This window comes from Streptomyces sp. WM6372, from assembly GCF_001279655.1.
Lineage (GTDB): Bacteria > Actinomycetota > Actinomycetes > Streptomycetales > Streptomycetaceae > Streptomyces.
This window is the reverse complement of record NZ_LGDB01000240.1, coordinates 1-14,702: the sequence shown is the minus strand read 5'-3', so window position 1 is coordinate 14,702 and position 14,702 is coordinate 1. Positions and strand designations below refer to the sequence as shown.

Annotated in this window: 14 protein-coding genes and 2 pseudogenes; 7 read left to right on the top strand and 9 right to left on the bottom strand. The window is 69.9% G+C overall.

Annotation, left to right across the window (positions count from 1 at the left end; translation table 11 throughout):
- Positions 1 to 279 precede the first annotated feature (279 nt).
- Positions 280 to 462: pseudogene (locus ADK52_RS44210) on the top strand (hypothetical protein); the annotation flags it as partial.
- Positions 463 to 499: 37 nt separating this feature from the next.
- On the opposite strand, the gene ADK52_RS36355 reads toward ADK52_RS44210, so the two are convergent.
- Together ADK52_RS36355 and ADK52_RS36350 are read right to left on the bottom strand one after the other, a co-directional pair.
- On the bottom strand, positions 500 to 997 hold the full coding sequence (locus tag ADK52_RS36355) for a GNAT family N-acetyltransferase (protein WP_053694114.1): 498 nt from the start codon (positions 995 to 997) through the stop codon (positions 500 to 502).
- Between the two features lie 111 nt (positions 998 to 1,108).
- Positions 1,109 to 2,443 carry an alpha/beta hydrolase gene (locus ADK52_RS36350; RefSeq protein WP_053694113.1) on the bottom strand — a complete coding sequence of 445 codons (1,335 nt, stop codon included), beginning with the start codon at positions 2,441 to 2,443 and terminating at the stop codon, positions 1,109 to 1,111.
- A 68-nt stretch (positions 2,444 to 2,511) separates the two neighbouring features.
- Here ADK52_RS36350 and ADK52_RS36345 point away from each other — a divergent pair, with 68 nt between their 5' ends.
- Positions 2,512 to 3,129, top strand: a complete 618-nt coding sequence (locus ADK52_RS36345) for a TetR/AcrR family transcriptional regulator (RefSeq protein WP_053694112.1) — start codon at positions 2,512 to 2,514, stop codon at positions 3,127 to 3,129.
- 100 nt (positions 3,130 to 3,229) lie between these two features.
- On the opposite strand, the gene murJ is transcribed toward ADK52_RS36345, so the two are convergent.
- Together murJ and ADK52_RS36335 are read right to left on the bottom strand one after the other, a co-directional pair.
- A complete protein-coding gene (gene murJ, locus ADK52_RS36340) occupies positions 3,230 to 4,915 on the bottom strand; it encodes a murein biosynthesis integral membrane protein MurJ (RefSeq protein WP_053694111.1) in 1,686 nt (561 codons plus the stop codon).
- A gap of 47 nt (positions 4,916 to 4,962) precedes the next feature.
- Positions 4,963 to 5,517, bottom strand: a complete 555-nt coding sequence (locus ADK52_RS36335; RefSeq protein ID WP_053694110.1) for a hypothetical protein — start codon at positions 5,515 to 5,517, stop codon at positions 4,963 to 4,965.
- Between the two features lie 305 nt (positions 5,518 to 5,822).
- On the opposite strand from ADK52_RS36335, the gene ADK52_RS36330 reads away from it, so the two are divergent.
- Together ADK52_RS36330 and ADK52_RS36325 are read left to right on the top strand one after the other, a co-directional pair.
- Positions 5,823 to 6,026 carry a cold-shock protein gene (locus ADK52_RS36330; protein WP_053694109.1) on the top strand — a complete coding sequence of 68 codons (204 nt, stop codon included), beginning with the start codon at positions 5,823 to 5,825 and terminating at the stop codon, positions 6,024 to 6,026.
- 624 nt (positions 6,027 to 6,650) lie between these two features.
- Positions 6,651 to 7,559: an alpha/beta hydrolase gene (locus tag ADK52_RS36325; RefSeq protein WP_199828602.1), complete on the top strand. Its 909-nt coding sequence runs from the start codon at positions 6,651 to 6,653 to the stop codon at positions 7,557 to 7,559.
- A 182-nt stretch (positions 7,560 to 7,741) separates the two neighbouring features.
- Here ADK52_RS36325 and ADK52_RS36320 read toward each other — a convergent pair whose 3' ends face one another.
- Positions 7,742 to 9,169 carry an MFS transporter gene (locus ADK52_RS36320; RefSeq protein WP_053694107.1) on the bottom strand — a complete coding sequence of 476 codons (1,428 nt, stop codon included), beginning with the start codon at positions 9,167 to 9,169 and terminating at the stop codon, positions 7,742 to 7,744.
- Positions 9,170 to 9,346: 177 nt separating this feature from the next.
- Complete coding sequence (locus ADK52_RS36315; RefSeq protein ID WP_053694106.1) at positions 9,347 to 10,258, bottom strand: LysR family transcriptional regulator; 912 nt, start codon at positions 10,256 to 10,258, stop codon at positions 9,347 to 9,349.
- Positions 10,259 to 10,382: 124 nt separating this feature from the next.
- On the opposite strand from ADK52_RS36315, the gene ADK52_RS36310 reads away from it, so the two are divergent.
- A complete protein-coding gene (locus ADK52_RS36310; RefSeq protein WP_053694105.1) occupies positions 10,383 to 10,886 on the top strand; it encodes a cupin domain-containing protein in 504 nt (167 codons plus the stop codon).
- 46 nt (positions 10,887 to 10,932) lie between these two features.
- On the opposite strand, the gene ADK52_RS36305 is transcribed toward ADK52_RS36310, so the two are convergent.
- On the bottom strand, positions 10,933 to 11,634 hold the full coding sequence (locus ADK52_RS36305) for a ribosome-inactivating family protein (RefSeq protein ID WP_053694104.1): 702 nt from the start codon (positions 11,632 to 11,634) through the stop codon (positions 10,933 to 10,935).
- A 288-nt stretch (positions 11,635 to 11,922) separates the two neighbouring features.
- On the opposite strand from ADK52_RS36305, the gene ADK52_RS44685 reads away from it, so the two are divergent.
- The gene (locus ADK52_RS44685; RefSeq protein WP_267887320.1) at positions 11,923 to 12,054 is read left to right on the top strand and encodes a hypothetical protein; all 132 of its coding nucleotides are present in this window, start codon (positions 11,923 to 11,925) and stop codon (positions 12,052 to 12,054) included.
- A complete protein-coding gene (locus tag ADK52_RS36300) occupies positions 12,051 to 12,653 on the top strand; it encodes a hypothetical protein (protein WP_053694103.1) in 603 nt (200 codons plus the stop codon). The genes ADK52_RS44685 and ADK52_RS36300 overlap by 4 nt, the downstream gene beginning before the upstream one ends.
- A gap of 605 nt (positions 12,654 to 13,258) precedes the next feature.
- Here the strand turns inward: ADK52_RS36300 and ADK52_RS44205 are convergent.
- Positions 13,259 to 13,522: pseudogene (locus tag ADK52_RS44205) on the bottom strand (sigma factor-like helix-turn-helix DNA-binding protein); the annotation flags it as partial.
- A 163-nt stretch (positions 13,523 to 13,685) separates the two neighbouring features.
- Positions 13,686 to 14,699: a hypothetical protein gene (locus ADK52_RS36290; RefSeq protein WP_324615957.1), complete on the bottom strand. Its 1,014-nt coding sequence runs from the start codon at positions 14,697 to 14,699 to the stop codon at positions 13,686 to 13,688.
- Positions 14,700 to 14,702 lie beyond the last annotated feature (3 nt).

Genomic DNA, 14,702 nt, shown 5'->3' with positions numbered 1-14,702 from the left:
TCTCCTGCGTTCCTTCGTGACATGACGACACTAGAGACCAACTAGGACAGTTTCCTTCCTAGATGGGACTGGAATCGGCGGTCGGGCCAGAGCACCCGACCGGAGGAAAGCTGCGATGGCCACCACCGACACCCGCGTCAAAGCAGTCGGGCGGCGAACCGGCCGGCTACGGCGAAACGGCCATCCGCACCACGAACGAACGGATCTGGTTCAAGCACAACTTCTGCAACGCCGCCCAAGCCTGTGTGCAGGCCTGGGACTGGGCAATCGGCGGCACGGATCACGCCGTGGGCTACGGGACCGGGATCGCGATGGTCGGATCGGAAGGAGGGGCAGAGGCTGCAGCGGATCGTACGACGGGGCACCACCGGCACGGTGCGGTTCCGCTTGGCGATGATGTTGCCGGCCTCGGCGGGCGGGAACACCGTGCCGGTGATCGCGCGGCTCGTGCAGGCGGACGACCCAAGTGAGGGATCCCGCCGTGCCCGGGAGGTGGAGATCAGCCGGCGGCCAGGTTCTTCGCCATGACCCGCTCCCTGCCAACGCCATCGGGCAGAAGATCGCCGGGCTCACCCGTGTCCGTGAAACCGTGACGCTCATAGAGCACGGTCGCCTTGCGGTTGTCCGGCATGACGGACAACCGCAGGGTCGTGGCACCGCGCTCCGCCCCCCACCGCTCGACCGCCTGGATCAGAGAGTCACCCACGCCCTTGCCCCTCGCGGTGGGGTTGACCCACATCGAGATCAACTCCACGTTCTCTGCTCCCTCGCCCGGCACTCCGCTGGCCAGACCCACCGGAAGGCCGTCGAGGAGCGCGACGAGATCGTGCGCGCCAGGAATCGACAGACGGGAACGCCAGCGTTCCTCTCGGTCGCCGGAGCCCTGCCACTGGGCCAGCGTCGATCCGAACGCGTAGGGCGCCTCAGCGAGCGCGGCCAGTCGCAACTCCCGCCAAAGGGGCCAGTCGTCCGATCCCAAAGTGCGTATTTCAATCATGATCCAGACTCTGCCCGCCCGCCGGGGCGGACAGCAAGTTGATTACTTCGCGCAGGGCCCGGGCGGCTTCGAGGGTTCACCCGCCGTTGCCGGTGACGGGCTACGACGTCTTCATTCGTGGTCGCGCAGGAAGGCAGGGATCTCGTCGCGGGTCGGGTAGTTCGGCAGGGGGGCCGGCTCGTTCTGAAGGAACGCGGTGATGACGGCGGCGGCTCGGTCGTCGTTGTCGTCCAGGCCGTTCCACATGTGGTGTCCGACTCCGGGCATGTACTGCGTGCGCTGGATAGCGGGGTCATGGGCAAGGATGGCGGTCGCCCATTGACGGACCTGGGAGGAACATTCGGCGATCATCAGCATCGCGGGGGTCCGGGACTGCCTCAGCAGCGGTGCGAGGGAGGGCGAGTCCTTGACCGTCTGCTGGACGCGGAGGCTGGCAGCGGGGCTGAAGGAGAAGTTCTGTGCGGTGTCCTCGGCGGGGATGCGGTGCGCGTCGCGCGCGCAGTAGGCGCCTGCGGTGTCGCTGCCGAGGTCGGCTGCGGTGAAGGCGTTGTCGCCCTCGGCCTGTCCGATCAGTCCGGTGTCGGGGGTGAGGAGTCCCAGTCGCATGAGGCCGAATGCCACGGCGTAGCGGGGGACGTGCGTCGATCGCGGTCCGGTCGGGGCCGGGGCCAGACCCCGTGCGGATGCTCGGCCCTTGTGCCCGGTGGTGTGTGCGGTGGGGCCGTCCATGGGCCCGGGCTCGGCGATGATCGCCCGGTGCAGGCGTGCGGCGACGCCAGGGTCGGCCAGGGCTCGGGTGAGTACGACTCCGCCTCCGGAGAATCCGAGGATGTCGACCTTGCCCTTGTCCAGGCGATCGACGAAGGCGGCGAGGTCACGGACCGACCCGGAGATCGTGTACCGGTCCATCGTGAGCAGGTCGCTTCGTCCACCGCCGGCCTGTTCGTAGGCGTAGACGTCGTAGCCCTGGCGTGCCAGGAGTTGCAGGAACCGGTGGTCTTGCACGGAGATGCCTCGGACGGGTCCTCCGTGGAGGTACACGAACGGGACGGGATGCCGGGGGCCGGGGTTCGCGGGCGGGTAGTGATACACCGCGACCCGGCTGCCTGTGGCCAGGTTCCAGTGCTGAGCGGACACGAACGGCAGCGCGGGCGGGTACCGCCGGACCGTGGGCACGGTCGGGATGCAGACCGTCGCTGTCAACGCCGCCGCGATGACCACCGGTAGGAACGGCACGAGCCGCGCCGGCCAAGTGCGGTGCCGGCCCCGCCACAGCGCGAGGACAGCCCCGGTCCCGAGGGTCGTCAACCAGGCGGCGAGCCCCGAACCCGCCCCGTCCGTGAGGGCGATCAGCGCGAGAAAGACGACGACCAGCGTCGCGACGGCGGCCAGGGCCAGCAGTAAGCGTCCGGTGAAGCGGACGCTACGTAAAACGGGCGTGGGCACGGCGGACCTCCGACAGTTTCAGAACGCTGTTTCAAAACGACGTTATCAGAGGGGGTAGGCTGCTGGCCGTGGGTAGGCCGAGAACAAACGACGAGGCCGTCAGAGAGCGGCTTGTGGAGTGCGCGACCGAGATGCTCGCCACCCGTCCGCAGGAGTCGGTGACGGTCCGCGCCGTGGCTGCTGCTGCCGAGGCGTCGGCGACGGCGGTGTACTCCTTGTTCGGTGGTAAGGACGGGCTGATCGGTGCGGTGCGCGACAGAGCCGTCGCCGGCCTGTTCCAGCACGTGTCGGCGGTGCAGACCTCCGCGGACCCTCTCGCCGACCTCTACGCGCTGGCCGTCGCCTACCGTCGTTGGGGGTGCGGATACAGCCACCTGTACACGGTGCTGTTCGGTGGTGTGCAGTCCTTCGACCCGTCGGGGGAAGTCGGTGCCAGTGACCCGATCCGTCCGCTCCTCGCGGCGATCGATCGCGCCTTGACGGCGTCCGTCCTCGCCGGCGAAGCAAGGTCGATCGCCCTGTCGATCTGGGCAACCCTGCACGGGCTCGTGACTCTCGAACTGGCCGGGGCCCTCGACGCCACCACGGCCGAGGCCGCGTTCCGCTCGTCGATTCACGCCACGCTGCGCGGATGGGCGACCGCAGAGGTGTTCCACAGTCTTCGCCAAGCCGAACGTGCTCGGTGAGAGGATCAGGGCCGGCATCCGGGCTCTGCCAGCCGGGGAGGAGCCGTTCATCGGCCACGGCCCGATACGCGCCCTCCGGCGGTGTGAGTCGTGCCTGGGCTCAACGCGTTCCGGGCAGGCGGCGCAGCTCGTTGACCTTCATCAGCCGGGCGAGGAGGAGGTACCCCAGGGCTGTCGCGAGCGCCCCCGCAGTCAGTGCGACGGCCGTGGGCCACGTCCCGCTTCCCAGGTCCGCGCACGCACGTGCCGCAGCCCAGCCCAGCCCGGCAGCCGGGCCCGCGGCGCAGAACAGTTTCAGGTAGGTGCGGCGCAGGCCGCCGTCGTCGTCGATGCGGCCCCCGAGTCTCCTGCGCAGCAGATGCGCGGTGAGGGCGAGGCCGGCCGCGTAGGAGAGGGTGTAGGCCCCGGCCATGCCGACGACCGCCCACCGGGCAGGCAGCAGCGAATGACAGGCCGTCGCCAGGGCAATGTTCACCGCCGCGATCCAAGCCGCCATGAAGAACGGGGTGCGGGTGTCCTCGAAGGCGTAGAAGCCGCGCAACAGCAGGTACTGGGCGGAAAAGGGAATGAGCCCGAGCCCGAACGCCTGCAGCATGTACCCCAGCGGGCGGACCGAGTCGGTGTCCGCCGCTCCGTGGGCGAACAGCAGCGCCGCGATCTGCGGCCCCAGAGCGAGGAAGAGGAAAGCGGCCGGCACGATGACCACACCGCTGATCCGCAGCACCCGGGACAGGTCCGCGCGCAGATCCGGAATGCGCCCCTCGGCGACGGCCCGGCTCATGCGCGGCAGCAGCGCCGTCACCAGGGACACCGTCACGATCGACTGCGGCAGCATCCAGATGGTCTGCGCATAGGTGTAGGCGGAGTAGCCCGCGCCGGCCTGCGGCAGCTCCTGGTCGGCGGCATTGGCGTAGTTCGTGACCACCGTCAGGGCGACTTGGTTGGCCAGGACGAACAGCAGCGTCCACTTCGCCGCGTGGACGCTCTTGCCCAGACCGGTGCCCCGCCAGTCGAACCGCGGCCGGAACCGGAAACCCGCAGCCCGTGCGAACGGGATCAGTGCCAGGGCCTGCACGGCGATGCCCGCCGTCGTTCCGATCCCCAGCAGCCACACCTGGTCGGCAGTGATGTCCTGCACCCGGTCGGGCACCGACATCAGCCCCAGATAGGCGGCGAACATGCCGACCAGCACGACATTGTTCAGCACCGGGGTCCACATCATCGCGCCGAACTTCTCGCGGGCGTTCAGCACTTGCCCGTAGATGCTGAACAGCCCGTAGAAGAAGATCTGCGGCAACAGGAACCGGGCGAACGTCACCGTCAGCTCGAACGCCTCATGACCGTCCGGGGTGTCCCGCATGTACAGGCCCACGATCTGCGGCGCCGCCCACACCGCCAGAGCCGTTCCGACCCCCAGCACGCACAGCACGAGCGTGACCAAACGCTGCTCGTAGGCCCGTCCGCCGTCGGCCTGCGTCGTCCTGGCCCGTACCAGCTGCGGCACGAGCACGGCATTGAGCGCGCCGCCGATCAGCAACGTGTACAGGCTCGTCGGCACCGTGTTCGCCGTGTTGTACGTACTGGCCAGCAAGCCCGTGCCCAGCGCTGCGGCCTGCAGCACCTGGCGGATCAGCCCCGTTGCCCGGGACACCACCGTGCCGACAGCCATCAGCAAGGACGAACGGGCCGCCCCGCCCTTGTCCTTCTGCCGCCGGACGGCGTGCCGACCCTTTACCTGCTGCTCCTGCGGCATGATCTGCGCCGCGGAGTCCACCCCCTGCACCATGCCGTCAACCTACGTCCTCAAAGCCCCACGGCCCCAATTCGCCCGCGTCACCCCGCAGGCTTCATCCGCCGGTCAGGGGCGTCGAGGGCATGGTCTTTGAGGAAGGCGCCCGCGTGGGCCGCCGCCTCTTCCGCGGTCGCGTAACACGCCCCGTCGCCGGCCATGCCGGATGCCCCATCAGCGCCCGTGCCCGTCCAGCGCCATTCGCCGGAGGGCGCCTGCACCAGCTCAGCGGTCCCCCCGAAGAGGGCGAGCGCGCTCGTGCCTGGTGTCACCGGCGCCGGCCGCCTGACGGCTTCGGGCCATTTCTTACGTGCACCCTGCCGGGTGATCCCCCACACGGCCCCCAGCCGTTCATAGCTCGCGCCGTAGGAGCCGGCGGTTGCCGCCGCCTGCGCGGTCAACCGTCCGACCTCACCATCCACCACCCTCCACGCGGCAAGGACGGAGAGAGCAACTTCAGCGGGGTCCGCGTCCCACAGACGGTCCGCAGGGAGTCCGGTCTCCCGGGAGCGAACGGCTGCGGCCAGTGGATGCAAGGCGTCGTACAAGGCCTTGTCGAGCTCCGCTCGTTCTTCTGGGGTGATCTCATGGATCGTCATGCGACAACTATAGTTACCGCATTCGCGGACGACAACTATGGTTACCAATTCAGTGTGGTCGTCCCCGGCGGCGGCGAACTCTGCTCTCAGTGCCGTACGCGCGGGACCCTCCTTCGCTGCGGTCTGTAGCCAATTGACTGCGGATAGGCTAACTTCCCTGCTAGTAGTCGTGGCTCCGAAGTCTCAGCGCCCGCGGTTCGCGTCGCGGGCGGCGTGCTGTACAGCAGTGTCCGAGGACCAGGGCGATCACCTCACCCAGGGGTACTGACAAGCCAGTACTCCGCGATCCTCGACAGGGGAAACAAATGGCTACGGGCACCGTTAAGTGGTTCAACGCGGAAAAGGGCTTCGGTTTCATCGCGCAGGACGGTGGCGGTCCGGACGTCTTCGTCCACTACTCGGCGATCAACTCCAGCGGCTTCCGCGAGCTCCAGGAGAACCAGCAGGTCAACTTTGACGTCACCCAGGGCCCGAAGGGCCCGCAGGCGGAGAACGTCACCCCGGCCTGATCGGACACCTCGGCGCCCCGCACCCCAACGCAAGACGGTGCGGGGCGCCTTGTCGTATCCGCAGCCCACATCCGGGGAACCCTCCCGCGCTGGACACGAATGGAGTGGCGCCTCCGTGTGTCGCGAGAGCACGGTCCCTCTCTCGACCTTGACGTGTCCTCAGAAATTCTGGAGGGAACGGTGTTTGGACGGGGAAAGCCGGGTTAGACGCGTGGTACCGGAAGCTGCCGCCTGCGGACGGCACACCCGGAGCGGGCCCCGCCTCATGCCGCCCTTCCCCCGGCGGCATGCGGTAGACCCGGCCGCACGACGGGCTGCCGCCCGGATCCGTACGGCACCCGGACACCCCGGTCCCGGCCCTCTCCCCGGCCGGGACGGGGTCGTCCGGCGAACCCCCGGCGTCGGTGCTCGTACCGCCGTCCCCGGGCAACGGACCCGACGGCAGCAGCCCGGCACACACCCCCGTCGTCCAGCGCGCTCAACCGGCCACGCGTCACCCGTTCAAGTGAAACCGCCGGGTCACCGTCCGCCGATGTCCATTCGCCCCTTTCGCCCTCCTGCGTTCTAGAGTGATCGGCGTGCGGACCGCACCCCGGCGAGACGGTGAGAGGAGTGAGCGGCGCCGTGCCCCTGGATCCGACTCTGCGGAAACTGCTCGACGACATGCCGGCGACCGACTTCGATGCGGTTTCGCTGGAGGAACTGCGCCGCGCCAACATCGCGAACGCCCTCGCACAGCCGCGCGTCGTCGAACTGCCGCGCATCGAGGACCGCCGCGTCGACGGGGTGGACGTACGCATCTACTGGCCCCGGGCCGACCCGACCGCTCTGCCGGTGGTCGTGTACTACCACGGCGGCGGGTTCTTCATGGGCAACCTCGACACCCACGACAACGTCGCCCGCACCATCGCCCACCGAGCACGCGCGGTCGTGGTCTCCGTCGACTACCGGCTCGCCCCCGAGGACCCGTACCCGGCGGCGGTGGAGGACGCGTTCACCGCGCTGCGCTGGACCGCCGCCCACGCCGGCGAACTCGGCGGGGACCCGGACCGCATCGCCGTGGCCGGCGACTCGGCCGGCGGGAACCTGGCCGCCATGGTCGCCCTGCGCGCCCGCGACACCGGTGGGCCACCGCTGCGCTTCCAGCTGATGTGGTACCCGTGCACGCACATCGACCCCACCCTGCCCTCGGAGGGGGAGAACGCCGACGCGCCCGTCCTGCCCCACCGCGCCGTCGTACTGAGCGCCGGCTGGTACCTGGGCGACCGCGACCCCAAGACCTCCGGCGCCGCACCCGCCTACGCCGAAAGCCACGCCGGCCTGCCGCCCGCCTACATCGCCACCGTCCAGGGCGACGCCATCCGCGACGAAGGCGTCCGCTACGCCCAACTGCTGCGCGCGGCAGGCGTCCCCGTCGAACACCGCAACCACGAAGACCTGGTCCACGCCTTCTGCACCCTCGCCCCGCACGTACCCGCTGCCGCGAGGGCGCTGGACGACTCCCTCGTAGCGTTGAGGACCGGCCTCGCCTGAGCGCCTGGCACGGCGCTCGTCGCTTCATGCCCGGGCCCGTCCGGTCAACACCACGACTCGGCGTCACACCCCGAACTCCTCCGCCTCCTGACCGTCCCGCCCGCTCCGGGTGCCGAACAGGACGGGCAGACCGGGCTCGTCGGCGACGATCTGGAGGACGCCGGCCCACCCCCTGACCTCTGTCAGCCTGCCGCGTCGCCGGCTTCGGCGGCCGCTGTCGGGTGGGTGCGTGGGAGGAGGGCGGCGGCCGCAAGGCCGCCCAGGCCGACCACCGCCAGCGCCGCCATCGCCGCCGCGTACGCGCCCGTGCTGAGCCCCGACACCAGGATCGTTCCCGCCACCGCGGTCCCCAGCGAGGACCCGAGGTTGGAGACGCTGCGCGAGAGCCCCGAGATCTCACCCTGCCGGGACTCGGGGAAGCACGACTGGACCATGTTCACCGACGGGGTGAGCATCACGCCCAGCCCCAGTCCGATCAGCAGCAGTCCGGGGGCGAACGCCCAGGAGCCGGGTGTCCCGGCGACCAGGGCGAGGAGTACGGCGATGCCGGCGATGGTCACGGCGAAGCCGGCCATGATCAGGGTGCGCTGCGCGTGTCGGCGGGCCAGCTTCTCCGCGGCCAGCGACGAGGCGAGGATGCCGAGGGTCGCGGCGGTGAAGATCACGCCGGTCTCGATCGCGTCGTAGCCGCGGACGACCTGTAGGTAGGCGGCGACGGTGAACGAAACGCCCATGAGCATCAGCCACTGGGTGTTCTGGGTGATCAGGCCCAGGTCGGAGGTGCGGTTGCGGAACAGGGTCGTCGACAGCAAGGCCTCCTTGCCCGCTCGCTCCCGCCCCCGTACCCAGGCGAAGAAGCCCGCCAGCACGAGGGCGCCGGCCAGCAGCAGGCCCAGCGCCAGCCAGCCGTTGTTGTCGACGGCCAGGATGCCGGTGACCAGCAGTACGAGCCCTGCCGCCGACAGCACGGCCCCCACGGTGTCGAAGGGGCGGGCGGGGTCGGGCGGCAGTGGATCGTCGATCCCGCGGCTCAGCACCACGATCACCACGATCACCAGCGCCTGGAACACGAACGCCGCCCGCCAGCTGATCGCACTCGTGATCAGGCCGCCGATCAGCGGGCCCGCGGCCGCACCGATCCCGCCCATCGCCATGATCACCCCGAACGCGCGCGCCCTGGACGCCGTGTCGGTGAACAGCAGCGTGGTCAGGATGTAGACCGGCGGGATCAGCAGCGCCGTCCCCACGCCCTCCAGGATCGAGTTCCCGATGATCAGCACGCCCAGCCCGGGCGCCACGGCGCTGATCACCGCCCCCACTCCGTAGATCACCAGGCCCGCCAACAGGCAGCGCTTGCGGCCCCACTTGTCGGTCAGTTTTCCGCCCGGGATCATCAGCGCGGCCATCACCAGCAGGAAGATCGTGATCGCGACCTGCACGCCCTGAACGGTGGTGTCCAGGTCCTCGCTGATGTCGTTGATCATCACGTTCATGTTCGAGCCGGCGAAGCTGCAGATGAACTGTGCCAACGCCAGCGGAGCGAGGATCCGCCGTGTGCCCGGCACCGGTCCCGCAGCCCCGGCACCAGCCGGTCCCGTCATACCCGCCATCCCGTCGTCCGTCCGTCCGCCCAAGGTCCGAGGTGCCTCACGCCGGCATCCGAGAGCTCATGTGCCGACAGGCGCAACCATGACCGTCCCACGAACATGCACCATGACGGCTGTAGGCGCGCAGCACCTGGCGCGGGCAGGCTCCCGGCCGCCATCGGGCAGGAGCCGGACCCCGGATCACGTACCGGGTGCCCCGGCGGTGTGGCTGGGGCGGCCGGGGTCGGTATCGGCGAGTGCCCGGAGCAGGTGGCGCAGGGGCGGAGCGGGTGGTCCGGGGAGTACGGCCAGGAACGTGGTGAGCGTGAGGCCGGTCAGTGGTCTCAGGGCTACCCGTGGGACCGGGGGCAGGCCGGCCACTTCGTAGAAGACCGTCCAGGAGGGCGGGCTGCTCCCGATGGCGGTGAGGGTCTCCTGGAAGTTGGTGAACGGCGGCCCCGGGAGGGGTTCGCTTCCGGTGGCACGGAGGGCCTCGGTGAGCAGGTCGTGGAACGGGGCATTGTTCTCCCGCGGCGCGAGCCGCAGCGGGAGGTGCGCCAGCTGTTCCAGGTGCAAGGCCGGCTCGGTTGCCAGCGGGTGGCCATCGGGTACGGCCACGTACAGCGGGTCGGTCCACACCGGCAGGAGTTCCAGCTCCGGCGCGGCGGGAAGGGCCCGTACGAGGGCGGCGTCCAGGTCGCCGGAGCGTACGGCGACCAGCCGCTCGGCAACGGGCAGGCGCCGCAGCCGGACGTGGAGCCGAGGGGCCGAGCCGCCAAGCGTGTCCAGGAGGCGGTAGATCCGGTCGCCGGGACCGTGCACGGTACCCAGCCGCAGGAGGCCCTCGCCGCCGGAGACGATGTCGGCGGCCATCTGCCGGGTGCGGTTCACCGCCGCGAGGACGGCGTGCGCTTCGGGGAGCAGTCGCTCGCCGGCACCGGACAGGCGCACATGGCGGGTGGAGCGATCGAACAGGGACAACCCGAGCTCCCGCTCCAGGCGGCGGATCTGCTGGCTCACGGCCGACTGGACGATGCCGAGTCTCCCAGCGGCACGGCCGAAACCGCCCTCTTGGGCGACGGCCACGAAGTACTGCAGCTGCCGCAGTTCCATGCGCCTCCTCCCTCGATTGATCACGATCGGTGATTTCTGAGGGCGACAACTGATTCTGGTTCGCGGATTCTTCCCCGGCTGGAATGGAACCGACCTCGCAGACTCGTGAGACGGGAGCCAGAAGATGACGCGGGACAGCGGTGAGGGCACAGGGGCACTGGTCGTTCGGTCCGAGGGGGCCGAGTACGTTCCCTTGCCACAACAGGGCGGTGGCTTCCGGTTGCTGGCCGACTCCGGCGCGACCGGCGGCGCACTGGGGGCGAACCGCCTGACCCTCGGCGAGGGGGCCGACGGTGCCGGGCCGCACTATCACGCACGGTCGTCGGAACTCTTCTACGTACTGGACGGCACGGTCCGGTTTTCCCTGGACGGTGAGATGGAGACCGTGGGGCCGGGTGCGCTGGTCGTCGTCCCGCCCCGGATGCCACACGCCTTCGGCGCCACGCCCGGTTCCACCGCCGAGCTGCTCGTGGTGCTGACCCCGGGGGTCGACCGGTTCGGCTACTTCCGCGCGTTGGGGCGCATTCAGCACGACCTGGAATCCCTTGACAGTCTCCGTAGCGAGCAGGACCGTTACGACGTGCATTTCCTCGATCCCTCGGCGTGGCAATCGGAACGGACCATCTGATGTGCGCAGATCGGGACGCCTTCGAGCGTCCGGCCGAACCGGTGATTCATGCGGGTGCCGTCGCCGACAACCGTCCGCCGATCATCCAGATGCGCGACATCGCATCGGCCAGGGCGGGGTATCGGGCGGCCTCACAGATCATTTCCGAGAGAACGAGCATTCCGTGTGCCGTGCACTTCGGATCGCGGTTCTGGTGCAGCCAGACAACCGCGTTGCCCAGCGGCCGGCGCCCCAGGAAGATCCCCGAACGCCGCACGGCCGCGGCCGTCTCCAGGTCGGAGCGGCTGCCGCCGAACGGCAGGACCGCGGTCCGGCGGATCCCCGGTGGTGCGATGGCGTCCTGCACGTGGCGGACGCACGATTCCGGCGGGGCCTGTCCGTTCTCGAAGGTGTTGCGGAATCCGGCGATGCGCATGCCCGCGTTCTTCAGGTGGAGCTCGATGTAGAGCTCAATGGACAGACCACGCAGCTGAATACGGAGGGGAAGGTAGGTCGTCTCCCCCGGCAGGCGCGAGGCTCCGCCGAAAAATCCCTGAGCATTCTCCGCCCTCGACCGGATCGTCGAGGTCAGGAGCCGATACTCGTCCACCGATGCGTGCGTCGGGGAAAACCACACAGGTTTCAGCATGGCCGCCCACATCAAGGAAGGTAGCCGGAACTCGGATTCCTCTGAGGCATTCTGACCGAGATCGGTTCGATCGTGCTGCACGCGTTCATGCGCATCCACCGCCTTCGATATCATCCCCATCGCAGGGTTCGGATCGGTTCTGTCCTTTCTAGTCGCCGTGGTGGAGGCCGGGCAAATAGTTGGCCTCTGATGCTAAGAAATCAGAACGTGATCCATGTGGCCGGAACCGGCCTCCGGGAACCGCAGCGCGCTTCCGCGACGGACCGGGCGTCACGGGGCGTGGCTCGGTGGTGACGGCGGCGCTCCGGCTGGCCGCGGGGCGGACGGGCGGAGCGGGTCGGGACGGCGGCTCGCCCTGGGCGTCAAGGAGTTCTTGACAAGTCGTGCCCGTCAAGGTTTTCTTGACGCATGTCGATCTTGAAGGTGGCCACCGCCGGATACGCCGTCGCGGCGCAGACGGCCCGGGCCGCGGCCGACCGCGTACGCCGCGACGAGGAAATACTCGACGCGCTCGAACCCCTTACCGGAGCGCGACGTTGAACAGCGAACCCTTGCGTCCCCAGGAGTCCGCCCGGATCCGAGAGGGCATCGCCGCGGCCGTACTGGACGTCTCCGACAATCTGGCCGACTCCCTCGAACACGATGCGGCCGGCTACCTGCGGCTGGTCGATGCCTCACGCGTCGGCGCCGAGGAGGCGAGCCGGCTGCTGCGCGAGGCCGTCCAGGGCGCCAGAGCCGCCGGGCACAGCTGGGACACCATCGGGCGCGTCCTGGGCGTGAGCCGCCAGGCCGCGCAGCAGCGGTTCTCGAACAAGGAGGAGGACGCTTTCCGGTCCGGCGCGTCCCCCAGCGGTCCCGACGCTCCGAAGCGCCGCACCCTCACACCCCTGACCGCGTTCAACGAGATGGCCGCCCTCGACGAAGCCGGGCGCGACGGGTGGCATCTGGTCGGCTACGGAGCCTTCTTCCACGAGGTCGAGGCCTCCGGCCACCCCTGGCAGCACTGCCGGATGTCGCTGTCCTACGGCGGACGCCAGCGGCGGATGGAATCCGAGGGATGGATCGCAGTCGGCAACGGCTGGTTCCCGTGGCGCTACTACAAGCGCCCCCTGCCCCCCGCCGCAGCTGACCGCCCGTGAGGCCGATCAGCGTGAGGCGGGGCGATGCCGGGAGTCGCGGGCTACGGTCCGAGCGCAGCCGGAGCACGTCCGGACGGCCGGGGGCCGACGTGCCGTACGGCGAGCCGTAGCCGCGACGGTGCCGGCGCAACGGCTCAGCCGACAGCGCCGAGGATCGGCGCCCAGGCGGCACCGGTGAGTGCGGCCACCACCTGCTGCTCGGAGAGCGGAGGAGCGGTACGGGCCGGCTTCGGCGTGTCGGAACCGCTGCCGCCGCCGGTGCTGTTCCACTGCACCAGCTGAAGCTGCGCGCCGGTCGACTTCAGGGTCACCGTCACCGTCCAGCGGCGGGCGGTGCCCGCCCGGGCCGGCCGTTCGGCGGCGTTCTGCTCCGCCATCACCACCGCCCCGCCGGGAACCGCGGCGCTGCTCGGCAGCTCGCTCAGCGTGCAGGTGTCGCCCGCGGCACGCGCGGGCGTCCCCTCGCAGCTCAGCCCGTCGCCTTCCTTGAGCGGCAGCTTGAGCCGCCTGGCCGATACACCGACGAAGGCGGCGCCGTTCCCGTCGTCGACGACCGGTCCACCGTTGGCGACGTACCCACCGTGCGGGTCCGAGGGGTTGTTGCTCTGACCGAGAAGGGCACGCAGCCTGGCGAGTGCCCGGGTGCCCTGCGAGCGGACCGCGCTGCTGCTCAGCCTGAGCATCCGGGCGGTCTCCTCGATGCTGTGACCCTCCCAGTAGCGCAGCACGTACACCCGGCTGAAGGTCTCCTGGACCAGGTCCTCGGCCAGATGCGTGTCGCCGGCCGCGAGCGCGTACGCCGAGCGGTAGAGCGCCGTTGCCTTCGCCCCCACGAACTCCAGGTACTCATCCTCCTGTGCTGCTTTCACTCGGTCCCCGCCCGTCCGCTTGCTTCGTGATCCCCGTGCATACCCCTCTTGACTACGCGAAGGGTCAGGATGTCGCGCGGGCGGGAGCTCTTTCTCCTCCACCGCTGTCGAGCGCGACCGACTGCTCGGCGTGATCCGTCCGTTCGATGGCGGCCCGGGGCGGTCAGTACGTCGCGGCCGGGGAGGAGGCGCCGGGCATCAGGAGGCGCGGAGCGCCTGTACCGTCCGCCGGGACCGACCAGATGTCGCCGGCGCGTCCTTCGCGTCCCGGGAGGGCGTAGCCGACGGTCATCTCGTCCAGCCAGGCCGCCTGGTCGTCGACGCTGTGCGTCTCCGCGAGCGGGTGTTCGCGCAGGTCCGCCAGGTCCAGGACGTACAGTCGCCAGGGTGCGGCGGGGTCGTCGGAGACCTTCTTCTTGAAGGCGATGCGGGTGTTGTCCGGTGACAGCGACGGGCATTCGACGTTCTCGCGCAAGGCTTTCGCCGACCAGTTGCGCAGGTCCCCCTCGACGAGGTGGGTGCGGCCCTTGGTCGACACCGTGGCGTAGAAGCGGTTGTCGTCCCGGGCGAAGGTCACTCCCCAGTAGTTGACGTCGGGAGCGTGGTAGCGGGTCCCGTCGATGGTCAGCGGGATCTCCTCCATCGATTTGATCAGGTAGCCGGTGCGCAGGTCGAGGATGGAGGTCCGGGTGGAGAACGCGGTCGTGGCGTACGAGTCGCCGGTCGCGAAGGCCGTCCAGGACAGTACGTTCCCTGAGGCCGAGACGCGGGCCCGGTTGGGGATTCCGGGTACCGTCACGCGCTTGACCTCGCGCAGCTGCCGGTCCAGTACGAGGGCCTGGGTGCGGGCCGGGATGCCGGGCAGCTTGCGCAGGCACAGGGCGCGCTCCCCCGCGGCGTAGAAGCGCTCGCAGGGGGGACCTCCCGTGGCGGGCGGCCCGCCGGTGCCGCTCTGGCGGGCGACGCGTCCGGTTGCCGCGTCCCGGTAGTAGAGCCCGGGTGCGGCCAGGCTGAACGATCCGTCCCCGGCGGCCGTCGGCAGGTCGCGGTGCCTGGCGTGCAGTACGTAGCCCAGGGAGCCGCCCCCGAGCAGCAGGACGGCGAGCACGACGAGGGCGAGGCGGCGGAGCTGTGGCGGTCGGGGGTTCACGGCGCCTCCGTGGCGTCGACGGCGGATGCG

Bases quoted from the DNA above. Each gene is read 5' to 3' on its own strand.
- ADK52_RS36355 (WP_053694114.1), bottom strand. From the start codon at position 997: ATGATTGAAATACGCACTTTGGGATCGGACGACTGGCCCCTTTGGCGG.
- murJ (WP_053694111.1), bottom strand. From the start codon at position 4,915: ATGGTGCAGGGGGTGGACTCCGCGGCGCAGATCATGCCGCAGGAGCAG.
- ADK52_RS36335 (WP_053694110.1), bottom strand. From the start codon at position 5,517: ATGACGATCCATGAGATCACCCCAGAAGAACGAGCGGAGCTCGACAAG.
- ADK52_RS36330 (WP_053694109.1), top strand. From the start codon at position 5,823: ATGGCTACGGGCACCGTTAAGTGGTTCAACGCGGAAAAGGGCTTCGGT.
- ADK52_RS36320 (WP_053694107.1), bottom strand. From the start codon at position 9,169: ATGGCGGGTATGACGGGACCGGCTGGTGCCGGGGCTGCGGGACCGGTG.
- ADK52_RS36315 (WP_053694106.1), bottom strand. From the start codon at position 10,258: ATGGAACTGCGGCAGCTGCAGTACTTCGTGGCCGTCGCCCAAGAGGGC.
- ADK52_RS36310 (WP_053694105.1), top strand. From the start codon at position 10,383: ATGACGCGGGACAGCGGTGAGGGCACAGGGGCACTGGTCGTTCGGTCC.
- ADK52_RS36305 (WP_053694104.1), bottom strand. From the start codon at position 11,634: ATGGGGATGATATCGAAGGCGGTGGATGCGCATGAACGCGTGCAGCAC.
- ADK52_RS44685 (WP_267887320.1), top strand. From the start codon at position 11,923: ATGTCGATCTTGAAGGTGGCCACCGCCGGATACGCCGTCGCGGCGCAG.